We start from the raw sequence: 22175 nt of genomic DNA, 5'->3' as shown, positions 1-22175 counted from the left end.
ATGGGATTAGGGTCTTTCTTCGAGGGCCTGGGCCAGCGGCACGTAAAACTCTTCGAACAAGGCATTGACCTCATCGCGGGCCTGCTCGGTGACGAACCCTGCTTCCAGCACCAGCACCTGATACACGCCACGTTTGATGGCCTGTTCGCTGAGGTAGTTGGAATTTTCCCGGGTCGTGCACAGGAAGCGCACCCACGAGGTGAGAATGATCCACGCGTTGAGGGTCAGGGATTCGATCTGCACCCGATCCATTTTCAGGATGCCGGCGGCAACGAACCCTTCATAGATCGCCGCGCCCTGGATCACGCAGCGCTGGGAGAAGCGCCGGTAGCGCCCGGCCAGCTCAGGATCGCTGTCGAGCAGATGCTCGAGATCGCGGTGCAGGAAACGGTAGCGCCACATTGCCGACAGCAGCTCCTTGAGATAGAAGCGCTTGTCTTCGACCGTCGCAGCACGGCCCTGAGGCGGACGCAGGAAGCTGTCCACCAGGCTTTCGTACTCACTGAACAGCACGGCGATGATCGCCTGCTTGTTGGGGAAGTGGTAGTACAGATTGCCCGGAGATATCTCCATGTGGGCGGCGATGTGATTGGTGCTGATGCTGCGCTCGCCCTGCTGATTGAACAGCTCGAGGCTGTTCTGCACGATGCGCTCGCTGGTTTTGATCCGTGGGGCCATGGCTTGAGCTTTAATTCAGAGTGCGTTGGGGGGCATCTTACGGCCTAACCGGAACGGGATAAAACCAGGATGCGCAAGGAAGCCATTTGACTTTCTAGAGCATAGACTCTAAAAAGCTCCTCACAACAACAACTCCGGAGCCGCCGATGACTGCCGATATTGCCTACCTGCAAACGCTGCAACAGCCGCTGGAAGAGCTTAACCGGCTGTTTGACGCGCAGCGTGCCGCCTACGCCGCCAACCCGATGCCGCCTGCGGCCCAGCGCCAGCAATGGCTCAAAGCCCTGCGCGATTTGCTGAGCAGCGAGCGGCAGGCCCTGATCGACGCCATCAGCTCCGACTTCAGCCACCGCAGCGCCGATGAAACCCTGCTCGCCGAACTGATGCCGAGCCTGCACGGCATTCACTACGCCAGCCAGCACATCAGTCAGTGGATGAAACCTTCAAAACGCAAAGTCGGCGTTGCTTTCCAGCCCGCGTCGGCGAAAGTCGTGTACCAGCCGCTGGGCGTGGTGGGCGTCATCGTGCCGTGGAACTACCCGCTGTTCCTGGCCATCGGCCCGCTGACCGGCGCCCTTGCGGCCGGCAATCGGGTGATGCTCAAGCTCAGCGAATCGACCCCTGCCACCGGCCTGCTGCTCAAGGAACTGCTGGCGCGGATTTTCCCCGAGGATCTGGTGTGCGTGGTGCTCGGCGAGGCCGATGTCGGCGTGGCGTTTTCGAAAATGCGCTTCGACCACCTGCTGTTCACCGGCTCCACCAGCGTCGGCAAGCATGTGATGCGCGCAGCGGCAGAAAACCTGACGCCGGTGACCCTGGAACTGGGCGGCAAGTCCCCGGCCATCGTCTCCCGCGACGTGCCGCTCAAGGACGCCGCCGAGCGCATCGCTTTCGGCAAGACCCTCAACGCCGGCCAGACCTGCGTGGCCCCGGACTACGTGCTGGTCCCGGAAGAGCGCATCGGCGGCTTCGTCGAAGCCTATCGCCAAGCCGTGCGCGGGTTTTATCCGACACTCGCCGACAACCCGGACTACACCGCCATCATCAACGAGCGCCAACTGGCGCGGCTCAACAGCTACCTCAGCGACGCCACCAGCAAAGGCGCGCTGCTGATTCCGCTGTTCGACCAGGGCCAGGGCCGGCGCATGCCGCACAGCCTGCTGCTGAATGTCAGCGACGAGATGACGGTGATGCAGGACGAGATCTTCGGCCCGCTGTTGCCGATCGTGCCGTATCAGGATCTGGATCAGGCATTTGCTTACATCAATCAGCGGCCACGTCCTCTGGCTCTTTACTACTTCGGCTACGACAAGCACGAACAGAAGCGCGTGCTCAGCGAAACCCATTCCGGTGGCGTCTGCCTCAACGACACGCTGCTGCATGTGGCGCAGGACGACATGCCGTTCGGCGGCATCGGCCCGTCGGGCATGGGCCATTACCACGGACACGAAGGTTTCCTGACGTTCAGCAAGGCCAAGGGTGTGCTGGTCAAACAACGCTTCAACGCGGCGAAGCTGATCTACCCGCCTTACGGTAAACCCATTCAGAAACTGATCCAGAAACTGTTCATTCGCTAACGTCACCGCCGGGTAATAACAATAATGCACCCAAGCCTGACCGAAACACCTGCCCTGTCGCGCCGTGGCCTGCTGAAATTCAGCCTCGGCGCCACGGCTTTCCTCGCCACCGCTGGCCTTGGTGCCAGCCTCAGCGGCTGTTCGTCGAGCGTATCGGCCAATGGATTCGCCACGTTGCGCAGCGGCGATCTGCTGTTTCTGCGCGCGCTGATTCCAGTGATGCTGGAGGGCGCCGTTGCTGTGGAAAAGATGCCCGCTGCTGTCGACGGAACGCTCAAGTCGCTGGACTACAGCCTCGATCACCTGTCGCCGGAAATGCTCAAGCTCACGCGACAACTGTTCGACGTGCTGGGCATGGCGGTGACGCGCGGGCCATTGACCGGAATCTGGGGCAGTTGGGAAAACGCCAGCCCCGAGGCGATCCGCCACTTCCTCGAGCGCTGGGAAAACAGCTCCCTGAGCCTGCTGCGCATGGGCCACAGCTCATTGCTGCAAATGGTGATGATGGCCTGGTACACCCGCGCCGAATCCTGGGCCCATTGTGGTTACCCCGGTCCGCCCGCCGTTTGAGCCTGGCGACCCACGCATAACAATAATAAGAGAACCTGATCGATGCCCGTACCCGACCCGTTTCGCGAAGGCCTTGCCCGTGGCTGGAAAACCTACAACGGCGCGCAACTCACCGATGACCTGACTCTGGAAGCCGATGTCGCCATCATCGGCAGCGGCGCCGGCGGCGGGACCACGGCGGAAATCCTCAGCGCCGCCGGCTATAAAGTTCTGCTGATCGAAGAAGGCCCGCTCAAGACCAGCAGCGATTTCAAACTGCTGGAGGACCAGGCCTACAGCAGCCTCTATCAGGAAGGCATCGGCCGCATGAGCAAGGACGGCGCGATCACCATCCTTCAGGGCCGCGCGGTCGGCGGCACGACCCTGATCAACTGGACATCGAGTTTTCGCACCCCCGAACCGACCCTCGAACACTGGGCCAGGGAACACAACGTCAAAGGCCACAGCCCCGCCGACATGGCGCCGTGGTTCGAAAAAATGGAGCAGCGACTCGGCGTCGCCCCGTGGATGGTGCCGCCCAACGCCAACAACGACGTGATCCGCAAAGGCTGCGAACAGCTCGGCTACAGCTGGCACGTGATCCCGCGCAACGTGCGTGGCTGCTGGAACCTCGGCTACTGCGGCATGGGCTGCCCGACCAACGCCAAGCAATCGATGATGGTCACGACCATTCCGGCGACTTTGGAAAAGGGCGGCGAGCTGCTGTATCTGGCCCGGGCCGAAAAGCTTTTGATCAGCGGCGACAAGATCACCGGCCTGCAATGCATGGCGATGGACGAACGTTGCGTCGAGCCGACTGGACGCAACATTACCGTCAAGGCGCGGCATTACGTGCTGGCCGGCGGCGGGATCAACAGCCCGGCGCTGCTGATGCGCTCGGATGCACCGGATCCGCACCAACGGCTGGGCAAGCGCACCTTCCTGCATCTGGTGAACATGTCCGCCGGGCGTTTCGACGAAGTCATCAACCCGTTCTACGGCGCGCCGCAGTCGATCTATTCAGATCATTTCCAGTGGAAGGACGGCACCACTGGCCCGATGGCCTACAAACTCGAAGTGCCACCGCTGCACCCGGCGCTGGCCGCCACGTTGCTCGGTGGTTTCGGTCAGGAAAGCGCGCAACACATGGCGGACCTGCCGCACACCCACGCGATGCTGGCCCTGCTGCGTGACGGTTTTCACCCGGACAGCCCGGGCGGCAGCGTCGAGCTGCGCGGTGACGGCTCGCCGGTGCTCGACTATCAGGTGTCGCCTTACACCTGGGAAGGCTTGCGCCGATCCTTCCACAGCATGGCCGAGATCCAGTTCGCCGGTGGCGCCAAAGCGGTGATGCCGATGCACGCCGATGCGCGCTACGTGAACAGCCTGGCCGAGGCCCGCTCGTTGATCGACAGCCTGAGTCTGGAGCTGTATCGCACCCGTCTGGGCAGCGCCCACGTCATGGGCGGTTGCGCGATGGGCGAGGACCCGAAAACCGCGGTCACCGACAGCCTCGGCCGCCATCATCAACTGAGCAATCTGTCGATCCATGACGGCTCGCTGTTCCCCACCAGCATCGGCGCCAACCCGCAGTTGTCGGTGTACGGTCTGACAGCGCAACTGGCGACATCCCTCGGCGAACGGTTGAGAAACCCGTGAAAAAGACGAAAATTCCGATCGTCTATAGTGCTTTCTTACCCAACAGGCGACTTTCCCGACCGGGACGGCTGCGATACCATCCGACTCCCCAACGGATTCCCGCCAGGACGACGCGATGAACCGAGTGTTGTACCCAGGTACCTTCGACCCTATTACCAAGGGCCATGGCGATCTGGTCGAACGCGCCTCGCGCCTGTTCGACCACGTGATCATTGCCGTCGCCGCCAGCCCCAAGAAGAATCCGCTGTTCCCGCTGGAACAACGGGTCGAGCTGGCCCGCGAGGTCACCAAACACCTGCCGAACGTGGAAGTGGTCGGCTTCTCGACGCTGCTGGCACATTTCGCCAAAGAGCAGAACGCCAACGTGTTCCTGCGTGGCCTGCGCGCGGTATCGGACTTCGAATACGAATTCCAGCTGGCCAACATGAACCGCCAGTTGGCGCCGGATGTGGAGAGCCTGTTTCTCACCCCGTCCGAACGTTATTCGTTCATTTCCTCGACTCTGGTGCGGGAAATCGCCGCCCTGGGCGGCGATATCAGCAAGTTCGTCCACCCGGCGGTGGCCGAAGCCCTGACCCTGCGCTTCAAGAAGTAACGACCGTTCAAACGGCGCCCGCGTGCACTACGGGCGCCAATGCGGCACAATTGCGCGCATTGATTCATAGCGCCCGGGCTCCCCGCCCCGGCTGGAGTTAGCATGTCCCTGATCATCACCGACGATTGCATCAACTGCGACGTCTGCGAACCCGAGTGCCCGAACGCCGCCATTTCCCAAGGCGAAGAGATCTACGTGATCGACCCGAACCTGTGCACCCAGTGCGTCGGCCACTACGACGAGCCGCAGTGCCAGCAGGTCTGCCCGGTGGATTGCATTCCACTGGACGAAGCCCATCCGGAGACTGAAGAACAGTTGATGGAGAAGTACCGCAAGATCACCGGCAAGGCTTGAGCCACTGAATCCGATCGCAGCTCCCGGCTGCGATCGCGTCATTCACGCTGCTCGAACCCCTCCCCTGTGCAACCCAGGCATCGCACGAACGCCGCTTTCGCCGGCGCCACCACCAGCGCCTCTCCCGCATCGCCAATCCCGCCACCCAGCGCGGTGAACGGCAACGACACGACAAATGCCCCGGCGCCGATCACCGTCGCCACCACCAGCAATGGTCGGGCAATCAGCAGATCGCCGAGCATGGCGTAGGCCGGTGGATTCTGGATGGCGTAACGCGGATCACCGCTGCCGCCTTCGGTGGCCTGAACGGTCAGACTGAAGCACAGCAGCAGTGCGGCGATGAGGGTTTGCAAGGACTTCATGGCACGATCCTTCGGGCTGAACAGTGAGACATCTCACTATAGACCGTAGGACTTTTTCGGATGCCTTGCTCAGCTCTGGCAGCGCGGACACCAGACGCTGGCGCGCTGGCCGAGCTTCATTTCCCGCAGGCCCGTGCCACAGACCTTGCAGTGCTCGCCACCGCGACCGTAGACAAACAGTTCCTGCTGGAAATACCCCGGCTGCCCATCGCCACCAATGAAATCGCGCAACGTGGTGCCGCCGCGCTCGATGGCGGCAGCGAGGATGCGTTTGATCTCGATCGCCAGCTTCAGGTAACGCGCCCGGGAAATGCCCTTGGCTTCGCGGCGCGGATCGATGCCGGCGGCGAACAGCGCTTCGGTCGCGTAGATATTGCCGACCCCCACCACCACCGCGTTGTCCATGATGAACGGCTTGACCGCCATCGATCGCCCGCGCGACAACTGATACAGCCGCTCGCCATCGAACAGATCGGTCAACGGCTCCGGACCCAGACGGATCAGCAATTCGTGATTGAGCGGATCGTTGCTCCAGAGCATCGCCCCGAAGCGCCGCGGATCGGTGTAGCGCAGGGCCAGGCCCGACTCCAGTTCGATATCGACATGCTCATGCTTGGCCGCCGGCATCCCGACCTCAACCAGCCGCAGGTTTCCCGACATGCCCAAGTGGCTGATCAGCGTGCCGACTTCGGCGTTGATCAACAGATACTTGGCGCGCCGCTCGACCAGCACGATGCGCTGCCCGGACAGCCGCACATCAAGGTCTTCGGGAATCGGCCAGCGCAAACGCCGGTCACGCACGATCACCCGGCTGACACGCTGGCCTTCCAGGTGCGGGGCAATACCGCGGCGGGTGGTTTCGACTTCCGGCAATTCAGGCATGAGTGTCTCGAATCAAGGGTCTTTTTAAATCAGTGCGCGCCAAGTTCGCGGATGGTCTGCTTCAACGTTTCGAAGTCGTAATCCGAGAGGCCGATGTATTCGAGCACCAGCGGGCCGACAGCCTGCCATTCGAAGTCTTCGGTCTGGTTGCCCAGCACCCGGTACGACGCGCAGATGTGCTCGGCCATTTTCAGGATCGCCAGCAGGTTTTTCATCTGACTGTTACGCGAAGTCTCGTCGCTGAAGATCGCCAGGGCATTGTGGTGGTTGGCGATGGCCGCGCTGACATGCTCCGGCAAGCGCCAGGACTTGGCGGTGTAATAACCGACCACCGAGTGATTGGTGTTGTAGACATCGTTCTCGGTGTCCACGACCCGGCGCTCGGCACCCGCGTTGGCGTAAGCCGTTTCGAGCGTCGTCATGTAGTCCGGGAAACGCTGAAGCATCAGCGGCACGCCGCAGTCATGGAACAGGCCCAAGGCATAAGCCTCGTCGCTCGCCTCGGTGCCGACGCGTTTGGCCAGGGTCAGGCAGGTCATGGCCACGTCCTGGGCGGTGTCCCAGAAACGGTTGAGGGTGACGATGGTGTCGTCGTTCATCTCGCCCTTGATCGACATCGCGTTGATCAGATTGATGATCGAGCGGCTGCCCAGCAGGTTCACCGCGCGCTTGATCGAAGTGATCTTGTTGCTCAGGCCGTAATAGGGCGAATTGACGATTTTCAGCAGCGAGCCGGACAGGCCGGGATCCTGGGAGATCAGCTTGGCGATCGTCTCAAGGTCCGGGTCGGGCATGTACTGCTCCATTTGCAGATCCACCATGATCTGCGGCTGCGCGGGCACACTGATGCCCTGCAGGGACTGTTGAATCTGTTCGGTGGTCAGCTCTTGGGACATAAGTACACACTCTGGGACAGGCGGCGATTCTAACCCCTAAAAACCTACCGACAACACACCAGTGGGCAATTCCCTGGAACTTTCATTCTTCACAAGCCTTCGGAATCTGTAGCGCCCGGAACAGATCACTGTCTGCCTCGGGCAGTCATTTCAACAGACTCAGGAGCTTATCGATGGCCACTTCTCTCAGCGGCAAGCGCGTCGCTTTTCTGGTAACCGATGGATTCGAGCAGGTCGAGCTGACCGGCCCGAAACAGGCACTGGAGCAGGCTGGCGCGCAGGTCGACATCCTTTCTGCCGAAGCCGGCAAGGTCAAAGGCTGGAACCATGACAAACCGGCGGGCGACTTCAAGGTCGACCAGACCTTCCAGGGCGCTAGCATCGATCAATACGACGCCGTGGTACTCCCTGGCGGTGTGCAGAATTCTGACACCATCCGCATCGACCAGGACGCCCAGCACCTGGTCAAGACCGGCACCTCCGCCGGCAAACCGATCGCGGTGATCTGCCATGGCAGCTGGCTGCTGATTTCGGCAGGACTGGTCAATGGCAAGACCATGACCAGCTACAAGACGGTCAAGGACGATCTGGTCAACGCGGGAGCAAACTGGGTCGATCAGGAGGTGGTCAAGGACGGCAACCTGATCAGCAGCCGCCAACCGGACGATATTCCGGCGTTCAGCGGCGCACTGATCGACGCGCTGTCGGCATAGGGCTCAGGCCCACAGACGCGGGGCGGGCCTGCTCGTGGCGAGGTCTGCCGCGTTTCATCGCACGCCAGACCCGGCATAAGGCGCAACACGGTATACTCCCGCTCTTTTTTCCGGAGCGACGTCATGTCCCTGCCTAGCTTGCGCCTCAAAGCCAACGCCGACCGTCGCCTGCGCGCCGGTCACCTGTGGATCTACAGCAACGAAATCGACGTGGCCGCGACCCCGTTGCACGGCTTCAAGGCCGGCGACCAGGCGATTCTCGAAGCCGCCGGCGGCAAGCCGCTGGGCATCGTTGCGATGAGCCCGAACAACCTGATCTGCGCGCGCCTGCTGTCGCGCGACATCAAGCTGGCGCTGGACAAGTCGCTGCTGGTGCATCGCTTGAACGTGGCCCTGTCGCTGCGCGAGCGCCTGTTCGACAAGCCGTTCTATCGTCTGGTCTACGGCGATTCCGATCTGCTGCCAGGCCTGGTGGTCGACCGTTTCGGCGACATCCTCGTGGTCCAGCTCGCCTCGGCGACCATGGAAACCCATAAAGATGACGTGATCGCGGCGCTGACCCAAGTGCTCAAGCCAAGCGGCATCCTGTTCAAGAACGACTCCGCCGCCCGCGATGCCGAAGGCCTCGAGCGTTACACCGAAACCGTATTCGGCGTGGTGCCGGAGTGGGTGGCTCTGGAAGAGAACGGCGTGAAATTCGAAGCGCCAGTGGTTCAAGGTCAGAAAACCGGCTGGTTCTACGATCACCGCATGAACCGCGCGCGCCTGGCCCCTTACGCCAAAGGCAAACGCGTGCTGGACCTGTACAGCTACATCGGTGGCTGGGGTGTGCAGGCCGCTGCGTTCGGCGCCAGCGAAGTGTTCTGCGTCGACGCTTCGGGCTTCGCCCTCGATGGTGTTGAGCGCAATGCTGCGCTGAACGGTTTCGCCGACAAGATGACCTGCATCGAAGGCGACGTCTTCGAAGCCCTCAAGGAACTCAAGGCCAGCGAAGAGCGCTTCGACGTGATCGTTGCCGACCCGCCTGCGTTCATCAAGCGCAAGAAAGACCTGAAAAACGGTGAAGGCGCCTACCGCCGCCTGAACGAGCAAGCCATGCGCCTGCTCAACAAGGACGGCATCCTGTTCAGCGCTTCGTGCTCGATGCACCTGCCGGAAGACGACCTGCAGAACATCCTGCTGACCAGCGCCCGTCACCTGGACCGCAACATTCAGCTGCTGGAGCGTGGCGGTCAGGGCCCGGATCACCCGGTACACCCGGCCATCCCGGAAACCCGCTACATCAAGAGCATCACCTGCCGCCTGCTGCCGAACAGCTGACAGACGCAAGGCTTTGACGCTATCGGAAGGGGGGCCCACGGGGCCCCCCTTCTTTTTGTCCTGAACTTTCCTACATTTATCGTCCTGCCGACGCGCAGGAAATTTCCTTAAATATTTTATTTACGGAATTTAACTTACACACTCACCCCTATACCAAAGATCACTCCGACAGAATTACTGGATTATTCCTACTTAATATTTGCTTGCGATTAATCCATTACAAACTATTATTAAGTCGTCACCACGAAGGTGGCACCAACTAACCACGAAGCAAAATGAACAAGGAGTTCAATCATGAAAGCAATTACTCTGGAATCCCGCACCCTCGCAAACCTGGCTTTTCTGGTCGCACCTAAAGCTCGTTAAGTAAGGTTGGCGCTGGGTATAGCCGGCTACCCAGCGCCTCTGAGAATTTACCTGTCCAGAGCAGCGCGATCCAACATGCATATAAATCCTTATTTATTCATACTGCCACAAACGCCCGGCCAGATAGTCTGGAATTACAAAGACCATACTCAACACGAACTTGATCTTGAGTACGCTTCTCGACTGGCACAACTTGTCCACAACCCTGACCTATATGACAACAGCAACATAATAGACACACAGCTATTAAATGCCGGAATACTGACTTCTTCAAAAATCTCAGCGCCTGTCTGGGGCTGGGATGAACTGTCCAGGATCTACCATATCGGGACCCGGGATATCCCCTGCGAACACACTCCCCGAAATATTCAGGAATGGTCTCGGCAGTACCTGGAACACTGCAACACAGTGCTTACCATTCCACCGCCGGCCGATGCCCCTGTGGATACCGGTCCGAACGCACTTATCGCACTGCCCGAACCGCTGGCACTGAATGACGACAGCCTGTTGAACTCACTGACCCGGCGAAAAACCTGCCGCTCCTTCACCGGTGCCGCCGTTTCGCTGGACGATGTCGGCACATTGCTTTACCTGTCACTCGGTTACCTGCGAGAACGCGAAGCCGACCGCGACGACAGCATTGCCGATGGACTGAGCGCACGACGCAGCAGCCCTTCCGGAGGCGGCCTCAATGCCTGCGCCGGGTTCGTGCTGGTGCAGAACGTCGACGCTTTGGCGCCTGGCGCGTATGCCTACCACCCTGCCGAACACGCCTTGAGCTTTATCAGTCCCTTGCCCGACAGCGAATTTGGCAATCTGCTGGGGGGCCAGCACTTCATCAACAACCTGCCATTGGGCCTGTTCATCACCGCCCGCTTCGACCGGCTCTGGTGGAAATACCCGCATTCGCGCGCCTATCGAATGGCGTTCGTCGAAGCCGGGCACCTTTCGCAGACGTTTCAACTGGTGGCGACAGCGCTCGGCATGAACACCTGGCTCACAGGCGCGTTTTCCGATGAGCAGGTCGAAGCGTTGCTGAAGCTCGAGAACAGTGCGGAACAACCCTTGTTCTTTGTCGGTTGCGGGGAAAGCGACGGCCAGGCGATGTGTGAGGAAATGCGCGACCTGTTGCGTGAGGCACAGCCATGAACGCCCTCGCCCCGGAGCCGGTCTTTCAGTTCACCCTGAGCGACTGGAACAGCCGCGCCTCGGTTCGCACCAGTCCTCACGATTACCGCTTGCCGGACAACGTGCAGGAACAACTGGAGACCCGGCACTGGTTTCCGCCGGCGTTCCTGCCGTATCTGGCCCATCCAGCCATCGAAGCGGCGGGCCGTTCGATGCTGCATCGACTTACGGCTCGACATCTGGTGCATTTTCTCGACTACACCACGCTGCTCGAACACCGGATCGTCAATCGCGCCGTCGAAACCATCGTCCACGGCGAGCTGCCCGTCGCGGTGCCGGCGCCGATGAAAACCGCCGCGCTCCAGCTCTACACCGACGAGGGCTACCACGCCCTGTTTTCCAGTCAGGTGGCCGAGCAGATCGCCAGCCTCTACGCCATCACCGGGCGCCCGGTGATGCCCAGACGGATCACCCGGATGAACCTGCTGATAGCTCGCACCAGTCAGGAGCAACGGCCACTGGCGTGCTTTCTTCTGGGTTTCGTCTCGGAAACCATCATTGCCCGTGAACTGCTGGATGTCTGCCGCGACAGTCTGGTGTCCGGCGTCAACGACATGTTGCGCGATCACCTCACCGATGAAGCGCGCCACAGCCGCTATTTCACCGAAGTGTTCCACTACCTCTGGCTGCACTTGAATCCGCGACAGCGAACGTTTGCCGCGACGACCTTGCTCGACATTCTGCAAATCTTCTTCGAAGTGGATGAGCACTGGCTGCAGGAAAGCCTCGGTGGCGCGGGCATTGCAAACACGACGGTGATGGACATTCTCGGCACGATGACAACGACCCAGGCCAGTCGGCAGCGGGCTCGCGCCGGCAGCCTCGCTACATTGAATGCATTGAAAAAAGCCGGATTTTTCGCCGAACCTCAAAACCAGACACTATTTGCCAGGGCAGGACTGATCGATGGATGACGGACAATCTGTGGTGACCCGACGACAGCGGCGCGGGGCTGTCAGTCTTTTGCTGGCAATGGTGTTGCTCGGCGTCTTTCCACTGGATGTCCTGCTGCCCTCGTTTCCGGCCCTGGCCGAACACTTTCGCCGCACCCCGGCGGACATCGCCCTGTCGATCAGCCTGTTTGCGGTCGGGATTGCCTTCGCCCAGTTGCTGATCGGGCCGCTGTCGGATGTGATCGGCCGCAAGGGGCTGCTGCTCGCCGGCATGAGCGTTTCCATATTCGGCGCCCTCGGGTGCGTGATGACCTCGGACTATTCGCTGTTTCTGATTTTTCGGGTGGTGCAGGCGCTGGGGTGCGGTTGCTTCGTGCTGTCACAGGCGCTGGTGCAGGACCTGTTTGAAGGCGAGCAACGTGATCGCCTGCGGATCCTGATGGTGACCGCCGGCGGAATCTTCATCTCGATATCGCCGCTGGCTGGCACCTTTCTTCAGGCGACATTGGGCTGGCGCGGCAGTTTCTGGGTGTTCATCGCATTATCAGCCGCAGTACTGCTCAAGGCCTGGCTGTTTCTGGAGAACACCCGACCGATCGCCAGTGGCACCCGGACGAACTTCCTCACGGCCTATCGACAGGTTCTGGGAGATTTCGACTTCGTCGGCTACTGGCTGATTTCGGCATTTGCGTTCGCCTGCCACTTTTCATTCATCGTGATCTCGCCGCTGATCTTCATGGATCGGCTGCAACTGTCCGCTTACGAATTTTCGTTGATCCTGCTGATCTACGGTGCGGCTTACGTCACCGGGGGTATCCTCGCCAGCGTGCTGAGCAGGCGCATCAACAGCGGCCAGCAGATGGTCGTCGGCTTGAGTCTGATCCTGTTCGCCGGCGTGACCCTGGTGTACCTGTCGTCAAGCTTTGCACTGGCTCCGGCGACCGTGCTGATCCCGATGCTGATCTGTACCGCCGGCACCACCATTGCCCGGCCGGCGGCCACGTCCCGAGCCATGAGTCTGTTTCCGGAAAACGCCGGCACCTCGGCCTCGGCCGGCAGCACGATCATTTTCATCTGCGGAGGCTTGATCAGTGCCTTGATCAGCCTGAGCCCCACCAATCTGCAATCCACGCTGGGCTACAGCTTCGTGATACTCAGCGGGGTGGCACTGGCGTTGAACGCGCGGATCAGTCGGCGCAACGATCTGGTGGGGCAACCGGACAGCGATTAATCCTGCCGGTCGTCATCCCGCACGCTTCGTCAGCACTGGAACAACGCTTTGCGCCATTCCCTCCTGACGCCAGCGGTGTAGAATCGCGAGATTCATCGCCATTCATCCCCGGCGGGTTTATGAGCTCAGGCTGAGACCAGCGGCGATCCCGCAACGTCATCGGCAACATCAGGACACACGGCCATTTCTGAGTGTTCCAGACGTCAATAGAAGCTCACTCCCCTTTGATACCTGATTAGCCGCCCGGAGTGCTCCATGCCAGATTACCGCTCGAAAACATCCACCCACGGCCGCAACATGGCCGGCGCCCGCGCACTGTGGCGCGCCACCGGGATGAAAGATGACGACTTCAAGAAGCCGATCATCGCCATTGCCAACTCCTTCACCCAGTTCGTACCGGGCCATGTGCACCTGAAGGACCTGGGCCAACTGGTTGCCCGCGAGATCGAACGCGCTGGCGGCGTTGCCAAAGAATTCAACACCATCGCCGTGGACGACGGCATCGCCATGGGCCACGACGGCATGCTCTATTCGCTGCCGAGCCGCGAGATCATCGCCGACTCCGTCGAGTACATGGTCAACGCCCACTGCGCCGACGCCATCGTCTGCATCTCGAACTGCGACAAGATCACCCCGGGCATGCTGATGGCCGCTCTGCGCCTGAACATCCCTGTGATCTTCGTCTCCGGCGGCCCGATGGAAGCCGGCAAGACCAAACTGGCCAGCCACGGTCTCGACCTCGTCGACGCCATGGTCATTGCCGCCGACTCCAGCGCTTCTGACGAGAAGGTTGCCGAGTACGAGCGCAGCGCCTGCCCGACCTGCGGTTCGTGCTCCGGCATGTTCACCGCCAACTCGATGAACTGCCTGACCGAAGCCCTGGGCCTCGCACTGCCGGGCAACGGTTCGACCCTGGCCACCCACAGCGACCGCGAACAGCTGTTCCTGCAGGCCGGCCGCACCATCGTCGAGCTGTGCAAACGCTACTACGGCGAGAACGACGAGTCGGTACTGCCGCGCAACATCGCCAACTTCAAGGCGTTCGAGAACGCGATGATGCTCGACATCGCCATGGGCGGTTCGACCAACACCATCCTGCATTTGCTGGCCGCTGCCCAGGAAGCCGAGATCGACTTCGACCTGCGTGACATCGATCGTCTGTCGCGCAAGGTGCCGCAACTGTGCAAAGTTGCGCCGAACATCCAGAAGTACCACATGGAAGACGTTCACCGCGCCGGCGGCATCTTCAGCATCCTCGGTTCGCTGGCCCGTGGCGGCCTGCTGCACACCGACCTGCCGACCGTGCACAGCCGCAGCATGGAAGAAGCCATCGCCAAGTGGGACATCACCCAGACCGACGATGAAGCCGTGCACCATTTCTTCAAGGCAGGCCCGGCGGGCATTCCGACGCAAACCGCGTTCAGCCAGTCAACCCGCTGGGAAACCCTGGACGACGACCGTGAAAACGGCTGCATCCGCAGCTTCGAACACGCCTATTCGAAAGAAGGTGGCCTGGCCGTGCTGTACGGCAATATCGCCCTGGACGGCTGCGTGGTGAAAACCGCCGGCGTCGACGAGTCGATTCACGTCTTTGAAGGCAACGCGAAGATCTTCGAAAGCCAGGACAGCGCGGTACGTGGCATCCTCGCCGACGAAGTGAAGGAAGGCGACATCGTCATCATTCGCTACGAAGGCCCGAAAGGCGGCCCGGGCATGCAGGAAATGCTCTACCCGACCTCGTACCTGAAATCCAAAGGCCTGGGCAAAGCCTGCGCCCTGCTGACCGACGGCCGTTTCTCCGGCGGCACTTCCGGTCTGTCCATCGGCCACGCTTCGCCAGAAGCTGCGGCCGGCGGCGCGATCGGTCTGGTACAGGACGGCGACAAGGTGCTGATCGACATTCCGAACCGCTCGATCAACCTGTTGATCAGCGACGAAGAACTGGCTGCCCGCCGGGTCGAGCAGGACAAGAAGGGCTGGAAACCGGTCGAACAGCGTCCACGCAAAGTGACCACCGCCCTCAAGGCCTACGCCCTGCTGGCGACCAGCGCCGACAAGGGTGCGGTGCGCAACAAGGCGATGCTCGACGGGCTGTAAGCGTCAAATCGCAGAAACAAAAATGCCCCGCCAAGTGCGGGGCATTTTTTTGCCTTCAGTTTGATCGTTTGATCGTTCCCACGCTCCCGCGTGGGAATGCCTCAAGGGACGCTCTGCGTCCAGTGACGCGGAGCGTCACGGGCTGCATTCCCACGCGGAGCGTGGGAACGATCATCGCGCTCTGCTCGAGAGCGATCACCGTAGCAATTACTGGATTTCTTCAGGTTTGACGATCACCCAGTTCTTGTCCGCCGTCACCGGCAAACCTTCTTTCGCCTGGGCCGCCGCGTGCTTGGCCATCATGCCCTGGATCTGGGTCATGTATTTGTCCTTGCGGTTGACCCACAGGTGAATGCCGCCCTTGGCCACGTCCACATCGTGGAACAGCATGTAGCCGTCGCTGGTCGGCGTGTCGCCACCCACCAGTACCGGTTTTTTCCACTCGTCGATGTAGGTCAGGATCGCCGCGTGCTTGCCGGCCATCCAGGTCGCCGGGGTCCACAGATAAGGGGTCAGTTCGAGGCCGAGGTTGGCTTTCTCGTCATATTTGCCGGCGGTGATCTGCTTGCGCGCGGTGGTCAGCTCGCCGGTCTCGCGGTTCTTCAGCAACGTGGTCACGCCGATCACATTCTGCGGTTTGACGTTGTAGCCATACTTCGGATCGGCCGCGACCATCCGCACCAGTTCTTCGGAGGCGGCGGTCATCACGTAGACCTCGATGCCGTTCTCCATCAGCTTGTTGTACAGCTCTTTCTGGCCAGTGAAGATCTTCGGCGGATTCACATCCAGATTCTTGACCACGTCACCTTCGTAATAGGTCGCCGGCACCGGTTTGCCCGAGGCCATCAGCTCATCGACGTAGCCCTTGAGTTCCTTGAGGGTGAAGCCGGAAAACACCTGAGCCACCCATGGATAGCAGACCATGTCGTCGACTTCGCAGAGGCGGTAGTAATAGCTGAACAGGCTTTCCTTGTGGTCGGCGGTGTCCTTGAACGGCATCAGTTTCAGGGAAGGGTCGAGCTTGTCGCGGGTGATCAGGCCCTTGTTTTCCATGAACGGCAGCAACGACTCTTCGAGGTCGTAGCGGTAACTGGTGTTGTCCATGTCGAACACCGCGTAGTTACCCTTGTTGGCGTTGGCAGCGATCATCGCGTCCAATGCCTTGGCCTGATCCGCCGGCCAGTGTTTCAGGTCGGTGGCGAATGCCTGAGTGGCCAGGCCCATCCCCACAGTCAGTGCGACAGCCAGAAATTTCGGTGTGAACTTCATTGGCGCTTTCTCCCTGGGTCAAAGAAATCGACGCTAACAAATATGTGTGACAGTCCTCGTCTGTCAGCGACCGTCCACGTCCGTTTCGCGCCAGCTGCATCCCCGAGAGCGACACCCGCTTATTCCAAAAACGACGGACGACCTCTGATTTCGGTATTAAATCATTGCAAATCAAACTGTTAGGCTTGCCGGTTCGCAGCAGCCCCGGAAGGCTGTTGGCACAGTCTTTTCTGGAGTCCTCATGAATCTGCCCCTGATTCTCAACCTGCTGGTGTTCCTCGCCCTGCTCTTCGGCCTGGCGCAAACCCGCCACACTTCGTGGAGCCTGGCGAAAAAAGTCCTGCTCGCGCTGGTGCTGGGCGTGGCATTCGGTGTCGCGCTGCACACGATTTACGGTGCCGGCAACCCGGTACTGAAAGCCTCGATCGGCTGGTTCGATCTGGTCGGCAACGGTTACGTGCAACTGCTGCAAATGATCGTGATCCCGCTGGTATTCGCCTCGATCCTCAGCGCCGTGGCCCGTCTGCACAACGCTTCTTCGCTGGGCAAGATCAGCTTCCTGACCATCGGCACGCTGCTGTTCACCACCGCGATTGCGGCGGTGATCGGCATCGGCCTGACCAACCTGTTCGGCCTGACCGCCGAAGGCCTGGTCGCCGGCACTCAGGAAATGGCCCGTCTGCAAACCATTCAGACCGACTACGCCGGCAAGGTCGCCGACCTGAATGTGCCGCAACTGCTGTTGTCGTTCATCCCGCAGAACCCGTTCGCCGACCTGGCGCGGGCCAAACCGACCTCGATCATCAGCGTGGTGATCTTCGCCGCGTTCCTGGGGGTTGCCGCGCTGCAACTGCTCAAGGATGACGTCGAGAAAGGTCAGAAAGTGATCAACGCCATCGACACCCTGCAAGCCTGGGTGATGCGTCTGGTGCGTCTGGTGATGAAGCTGACCCCTTACGGCGTGCTGGCGTTGATGACCAAAGTGGTGGCCGGTTCCAACCTGCAGGACATCATCAAGCTCGGCAGTTTCGTGGTGGTGTCGTACCTCGGCCTGGGCCTGATGTTCGTGGTGCATGGCTTGCTGGTATCGGCCGCCGGGATCAATCCGCTGCGTTTCTTCCGCAAGATCTGGCCGGTGCTGACCTTCGCGTTCACCAGCCGCTCCAGTGCGGCGAGCATCCCGCTGAGCATCGAAGCGCAGACCCGTCGTCTGGGCATTCCGCAATCGGTGGCAAGCTTCGCCGCATCGTTCGGTGCGACCATCGGCCAGAACGGCTGCGCCGGTCTGTACCCGGCAATGTTGGCGGTGATGGTTGCGCCAACCGTCGGCATCAACCCCCTGGATCCGCTGTGGATCGCGACGCTGGTGGCGATCGTGACCTTGAGTTCGGCCGGTGTGGCGGGCGTGGGTGGCGGTGCGACCTTCGCCGCGCTGATCGTGCTGCCGGCCATGGGCTTGCCGGTTTCGCTGGTGGCGTTGCTGATTTCGGTCGAGCCGCTGATCGACATGGGTCGTACGGCCCTGAACGTGAGCGGTTCGATCACCGCTGGCGCGATTACCAGCCAGGTGATGCAGCAGACCGACAAGGCACTGCTGGATGCCGATGAGCATGCGGAGCTAGCGAGCTAGCAAGCTGCAAGCTGCAAGCTGCAAGCTGCAAGCTGCAAGCTGCAAGCTGCAAGCTGCAAGCTGCAAGCTGCAAGAAGAGCATTCCAGCTTTTACTTGCGGCTTGCAGCTCGAAGCTTGTAGCTATCTTCTTTCCCAGACTTCGAAATTGTAAGCCGGTTTATCGCCTTCAGCCGGATTCGGCACGTTCGACACCAGCGTCCACTGGTTCAGATCGAACTCCGGAAACCACGCATCCCCTTCCGGGCTCAGTGCCACGCGAGTCAGATACAGACGATCCGCCTGCGCCAGCCCCTGCGCATACAATTGCGCCCCGCCAATCAGCATCAATTCGTCGACGCCCTGCTCTTTCGCCCACGCTTCGGCGCGAACCACGGCCGCTTCCAGCGACGGATAGACTTCCGCGCCTTCCAGCACCAGACCGGTCTGGCGGCTGACCACGATATTCAAACGCCCCGGCAACGGACGACCCAGCGAGTCCCAGGTCTTGCGGCCCATGATGATCGGCTTGCCGAGCGTCGTGGCCTTGAAGTATTTGAAGTCCCCCGGCAGGTGCCAGGGCATGCTGTTGTCGACGCCGATCACACGGTTTTCACCGAGGGCTGCGATCAGGCTGAGGGGGAGTGATTTAGTCATGCCGGCGAGGATACCAGAGCCGCCCTTACCCCGATAAGCGCCACAGCGGTTATGCTCACGGCTCAATCAAGCAACGGGATGCCGCGTGACTGAACTGACTTCACTGCAAAACCTCTGGCTCACCGAAACCGTGCGCCTGCGCGAAGAACACGCAGGCCCGCTGGACGATCTGGAAGCCAATCGCCTGGCCCGCGCGGCCGGCGGCGATCTGCCGGGACGCATTCAGCGCCGCGCCCTGTGGCTGGCCGAGCGCGACGGCCTGACCGCCGCGCTCAAGCACTGGCTGCAAGGCGCGCGTCTGGCGCTGGTGCTGCTGGCGATCTTCGCGGTACTGAGCGGCGCAGGGCTGGCCTTCGCCGCACTGGGCCAGACGCCGGTCAATGTGTTCTGGGCCCTGGGCAGTCTGCTCGGGCTGAACCTGATTCTGCTGTTGAGCTGGGCGCTGGGGCTGATCTTCGCTGGCGAACATGGCGCCACCCTCGGCCGCTTGTGGCTGTGGCTCAGTGAAAAACTCGCCCGCGACGCCAAGGCGGCGCAACTGGCGCCGGCTCTGCTGCTGATGCTGCAACGCAAGAAGCTCAATCGCTGGGCACTCGGTACGCTGGTCAATGGCCTGTGGTTGCTGGCGATGGTCAGCGCGCTGTTTTTGCTGCTGACGCTGATGGCGACCCGGCGCTACGGCTTCGTCTGGGAAACCACGATTCTCAGTGCCGACACGTTCATCAACATGACCCAGGCCCTCGGCGCATTGCCGGCGCTGCTGGGCTTTAACGTGCCCACAGTCGAAATGATCCGCGCCAGCGGCGACACCGCGCTGAACATCGAAAGCGCCCGTCAGGCCTGGGCGACCTGGCTGGTCGGCGTGCTGGTGGTGTACGGCGTGCTGCCGCGCCTGCTGTTGGCGCTTTTTTGCTTCTGGCGCTGGAACAGCGGCAAGGCTGCGTTGCGCCTGGACCTGAACCTGCCCGGCTACGCCCAACTGCGCGAACGCCTGATGCCGACCAGCGAACGCCTCGGCATCACCGACCCGGAGCCTGCGCAATTGCACCGCGTCGAAAGCACCGTGGGCGAACACGCCAGCGACGGCGCGCTGCTGGTGGCAATCGAACTCGATGACCAACACTCATGGCCGCCGACGCTGCCGAAAAACGTCAGCAACGCCGGCATCCTCGACAGCCGTGAATCGCGCAACAAACTGCTCGAACAGCTCAGCCGCTTCCCGCCGGCGCGCCTCGCGATTGCCTGCGACCCACGGCGTTCGCCGGATCGCGGCAGCCTGGCGCTGATTGCCGAGCTGGCGCGCAACGCCGCCGCAACCCGTGTCTGGCTGTTGCAAGCGCCGCAAGGACAAGCGCTGGACGCCGAACGCCTCGGTGACTGGCACGTGGCATTGCATCAGCTGGAACTGCCGTTCGCCGATTGCGCCCCGTTGAACTGGCTGGAGCACGGACATGACTGATGCCTGGAAAGCGCCGCTGAAACTGGCGGTGGTCGGCCACACCAACGTCGGCAAGACTTCGCTGTTGCGCACACTGACCCGCGACGTCGGCTTCGGCGAAGTCTCCCATCGCCCGAGCACCACGCGGCATGTCGAAGGCGCGCGGTTGTCGGTGGATGGCGAGCCGTTGCTCGACCTCTACGACACACCCGGTCTGGAAGATGCCATCGCCCTGCTGGATTTTCTCGAGCGTCTGGAACGTCCCGGCGAACGCCTCGACGGCCCGGCACGGCTGGCGCGGTTTCTCGATGGGAGCGAAGCGCGCCAGCGTTTTGAGCAGGAAGCCAAGGTGCTGCGGCAACTGCTCGATTCCGATGCCGGCCTGTACGTGATCGACGCCCGCGAACCGGTGCTGGCCAAGTACCGCGACGAACTGGAAGTGTTGGCCAGTTGCGGCAAACCGTTGCTGCCGGTGCTGAATTTCGTCAGCAGCGCCAACCACCGCGAGCCGGACTGGCGCGAAGCACTGGCGCGTCTGGGACTGCACGCGCTGGTGCGTTTCGACAGCGTCGCCCCGCCGGAAGATGGCGAGCGGCGGCTGTATGAAAGCCTCGCACTGTTGCTGGAAAACGCCCGCCCACAACTGGAACGGCTGATCGCCGATCAACAGGCCCAGCGCCTCGCCCGCGAGCAAAGCGCCGCGCGCTTGATCGCCGAACTGTTGATCGACTGCGCCGCGTGCCGACGCAGTGTGGCGAGCAACGCTGAACAGGAACAACAGGCCATCAGCGAACTGCGCAAAGCCGTGCGCCAACGCGAACAACGCTGCGTCGAAGCGCTGCTCAAGCTCTACGCTTTCCGCCCGCAGGACGCCGCCGCCAGTGATCTGCCGCTGCTCGACGGGCGTTGGGGCGATGACCTGTTCAACCCGGAAACCCTTAAGCAGCTTGGCGTGCGAGTCGGCGGCGGGATTGCCGCGGGTGCAGCCGCCGGTGCGGGTGTGGACTTGCTGGTCGGCGGCATCACCCTCGGGGCAGCAGCCCTGGCCGGCGCGATTGCCGGCGGTGCCCTGCAAACCGCCCGCAGCTATGGCAATCGCCTGCTGGGCAAGATCAAAGGGCAGCGGGAACTGACAGTCGACGACAACGTGCTGCGCCTGCTGGCCCTGCGTCAGCGGCAACTGCTGCAAGCGCTGAATGCCCGCGGCCATGCGGCGCTGGACAGCATTCAGGTGGCGACGCCGCAAGACAAGACCTGGCGCGAGGGCAAGTTGCCGGAGGCGCTGAACATCGCCCGGGCCCACCCGCAATGGTCGTCGCTCAACCCGCATCCGAAACTGAATCAGGCCCAGCGTCAGGAACAGATCGATGAACTGGTGAGCAAAGTCCTCGAACTCTAGAACCAGCCGAGCTTGAGGAACTGTTTGACCAGCGCCGTCACCCGGCTGCGATCGGTGCGATTGGCGCGCCCGTCGTTGTCGACGTCCGAACACAGGACAACCTCGAAACCGCCATCGTTATCCAGGTCGTGGACGGCGGCCTTGTAAGCGATGGTTTCGCCCTTATGAAAGTGCAGCCTCACTGATTCCGGCGTTCCATCGCGGCCGGGGTTCAGAGCGAAGATCCGCAGATGCCGCGTGTCCTCATCGGCCGCGTTGAACCAGGCACATTTCAGATAGGTTCGGGTGAAGCTGCGCAGTTGCGCGACTTCACGGGCAGAGGCTTCGCGCCAATCCTGTTCGCTGTCATGAAAGCGCAACTGGACAGTGTCCCCTGCGCCGCTGCCGGATCGATCCCGGGCAATCACTTTCAAAAAACGCATCCGTGCGCTCCTTCGGCAAAAAG

General features: G+C 61.5%; 21 protein-coding genes. 14 read left to right on the top strand and 7 right to left on the bottom strand.

All coding sequences use genetic code 11. The features are described from left to right. Positions 1-6 precede the first annotated feature (6 nt). On the bottom strand, positions 7-678 hold the full coding sequence (locus CAF80_RS12040) for a TetR/AcrR family transcriptional regulator (RefSeq protein WP_039767914.1): 672 nt from the start codon (positions 676-678) through the stop codon (positions 7-9). A 146-nt stretch (positions 679-824) separates the two neighbouring features. Between CAF80_RS12040 and CAF80_RS12035 the strand changes: the two genes are divergently transcribed. The 5 genes from CAF80_RS12035 (at position 825) to CAF80_RS12015 (ending at position 5412) form a co-directional block, all read left to right on the top strand. Then, positions 825-2255, top strand: a complete 1431-nt coding sequence (locus CAF80_RS12035; protein WP_074690142.1) for a coniferyl aldehyde dehydrogenase — start codon at positions 825-827, stop codon at positions 2253-2255. 24 nt (positions 2256-2279) lie between these two features. Further along, positions 2280-2825, top strand: coding sequence for a twin-arginine translocation pathway signal protein (locus CAF80_RS12030; RefSeq protein ID WP_074690140.1), 546 nt, complete (start codon positions 2280-2282; stop codon positions 2823-2825). 42 nt (positions 2826-2867) lie between these two features. Continuing rightward, positions 2868-4463, top strand: a complete 1596-nt coding sequence (locus tag CAF80_RS12025; RefSeq protein ID WP_074690139.1) for a GMC family oxidoreductase — start codon at positions 2868-2870, stop codon at positions 4461-4463. A 115-nt stretch (positions 4464-4578) separates the two neighbouring features. Continuing rightward, the gene (gene coaD / locus CAF80_RS12020; protein ID WP_007953414.1) at positions 4579-5058 is read left to right on the top strand and encodes a pantetheine-phosphate adenylyltransferase; all 480 of its coding nucleotides are present in this window, start codon (positions 4579-4581) and stop codon (positions 5056-5058) included. 102 nt (positions 5059-5160) lie between these two features. Then, positions 5161-5412, top strand: a complete 252-nt coding sequence (locus CAF80_RS12015; protein WP_003195146.1) for a YfhL family 4Fe-4S dicluster ferredoxin — start codon at positions 5161-5163, stop codon at positions 5410-5412. A gap of 38 nt (positions 5413-5450) precedes the next feature. On the opposite strand, the gene CAF80_RS12010 is transcribed toward CAF80_RS12015, so the two are convergent. The 3 genes from CAF80_RS12010 to CAF80_RS12000 all read right to left on the bottom strand — a co-directional run bounded on the left by CAF80_RS12010 (position 5451) and on the right by CAF80_RS12000 (position 7498). After that, complete coding sequence (locus tag CAF80_RS12010) at positions 5451-5774, bottom strand: multidrug transporter (protein WP_074690137.1); 324 nt, start codon at positions 5772-5774, stop codon at positions 5451-5453. Positions 5775-5843: 69 nt separating this feature from the next. Next, positions 5844-6656 (bottom strand): bifunctional DNA-formamidopyrimidine glycosylase/DNA-(apurinic or apyrimidinic site) lyase, encoded by an 813-nt coding sequence (gene mutM / locus CAF80_RS12005; protein WP_011336398.1) that lies wholly within the window; start codon positions 6654-6656, stop codon positions 5844-5846. A gap of 29 nt (positions 6657-6685) precedes the next feature. Next, complete coding sequence (locus tag CAF80_RS12000; RefSeq protein ID WP_163976907.1) at positions 6686-7498, bottom strand: HDOD domain-containing protein; 813 nt, start codon at positions 7496-7498, stop codon at positions 6686-6688. A gap of 227 nt (positions 7499-7725) precedes the next feature. Between CAF80_RS12000 and CAF80_RS11995 the strand changes: the two genes are divergently transcribed. The 6 genes from CAF80_RS11995 (at position 7726) to ilvD (ending at position 15360) form a co-directional block, all read left to right on the top strand. After that, positions 7726-8265, top strand: coding sequence for a type 1 glutamine amidotransferase domain-containing protein (locus CAF80_RS11995; protein ID WP_085667382.1), 540 nt, complete (start codon positions 7726-7728; stop codon positions 8263-8265). 123 nt (positions 8266-8388) lie between these two features. Beyond that, entirely contained in the window at positions 8389-9585 is a 1197-nt protein-coding gene (locus tag CAF80_RS11990) for a class I SAM-dependent rRNA methyltransferase (protein WP_085667381.1), read from the top strand. Positions 9586-10026: 441 nt separating this feature from the next. Next, the gene (locus tag CAF80_RS11985) at positions 10027-11100 is read left to right on the top strand and encodes a SagB family peptide dehydrogenase (RefSeq protein ID WP_039767906.1); all 1074 of its coding nucleotides are present in this window, start codon (positions 10027-10029) and stop codon (positions 11098-11100) included. Then, positions 11097-12053 (top strand): diiron oxygenase, encoded by a 957-nt coding sequence (locus CAF80_RS11980; RefSeq protein WP_074690131.1) that lies wholly within the window; start codon positions 11097-11099, stop codon positions 12051-12053. The genes CAF80_RS11985 and CAF80_RS11980 overlap by 4 nt, the downstream gene beginning before the upstream one ends. Further along, a complete protein-coding gene (locus CAF80_RS11975; protein WP_074690129.1) occupies positions 12046-13263 on the top strand; it encodes a multidrug effflux MFS transporter in 1218 nt (405 codons plus the stop codon). Before CAF80_RS11980 ends, CAF80_RS11975 begins: the two co-directional genes overlap by 8 nt. 255 nt (positions 13264-13518) lie before the next feature. After that, complete coding sequence (gene ilvD, locus CAF80_RS11970; RefSeq protein WP_011336405.1) at positions 13519-15360, top strand: dihydroxy-acid dehydratase; 1842 nt, start codon at positions 13519-13521, stop codon at positions 15358-15360. 207 nt (positions 15361-15567) lie between these two features. Here ilvD and CAF80_RS11965 read toward each other — a convergent pair whose 3' ends face one another. Then, positions 15568-16629, bottom strand: coding sequence for a phosphorylcholine phosphatase (locus CAF80_RS11965; RefSeq protein WP_011336406.1), 1062 nt, complete (start codon positions 16627-16629; stop codon positions 15568-15570). A 241-nt stretch (positions 16630-16870) separates the two neighbouring features. Here CAF80_RS11965 and CAF80_RS11960 point away from each other — a divergent pair, with 241 nt between their 5' ends. After that, a complete protein-coding gene (locus tag CAF80_RS11960; RefSeq protein WP_039767903.1) occupies positions 16871-18259 on the top strand; it encodes an L-cystine transporter in 1389 nt (462 codons plus the stop codon). A 121-nt stretch (positions 18260-18380) separates the two neighbouring features. Here CAF80_RS11960 and CAF80_RS11955 read toward each other — a convergent pair whose 3' ends face one another. Continuing rightward, positions 18381-18893 carry a dihydrofolate reductase gene (locus tag CAF80_RS11955; protein WP_081353123.1) on the bottom strand — a complete coding sequence of 171 codons (513 nt, stop codon included), beginning with the start codon at positions 18891-18893 and terminating at the stop codon, positions 18381-18383. Between the two features lie 85 nt (positions 18894-18978). On the opposite strand from CAF80_RS11955, the gene CAF80_RS11950 reads away from it, so the two are divergent. Then, positions 18979-20352 carry a DUF2868 domain-containing protein gene (locus CAF80_RS11950; protein ID WP_074690125.1) on the top strand — a complete coding sequence of 458 codons (1374 nt, stop codon included), beginning with the start codon at positions 18979-18981 and terminating at the stop codon, positions 20350-20352. Beyond that, positions 20345-21730, top strand: a complete 1386-nt coding sequence (locus tag CAF80_RS11945; RefSeq protein WP_074690123.1) for a GTPase/DUF3482 domain-containing protein — start codon at positions 20345-20347, stop codon at positions 21728-21730. Before CAF80_RS11950 ends, CAF80_RS11945 begins: the two co-directional genes overlap by 8 nt. Here the strand turns inward: CAF80_RS11945 and CAF80_RS11940 are convergent. Beyond that, complete coding sequence (locus CAF80_RS11940; protein WP_085667380.1) at positions 21727-22152, bottom strand: hypothetical protein; 426 nt, start codon at positions 22150-22152, stop codon at positions 21727-21729. The two genes, CAF80_RS11945 and CAF80_RS11940, sit on opposite strands and share 4 nt — an antisense overlap. Positions 22153-22175 lie beyond the last annotated feature (23 nt).

This window comes from Pseudomonas sp. B34(2017), from assembly GCF_002112915.1.
Classification (GTDB): Bacteria; Pseudomonadota; Gammaproteobacteria; order Pseudomonadales; family Pseudomonadaceae; genus Aquipseudomonas; species Aquipseudomonas pharyngis.
The sequence above is the reverse complement of the archived record's forward strand: the minus strand, read 5'-3'. Positions and strand labels throughout refer to the sequence as shown.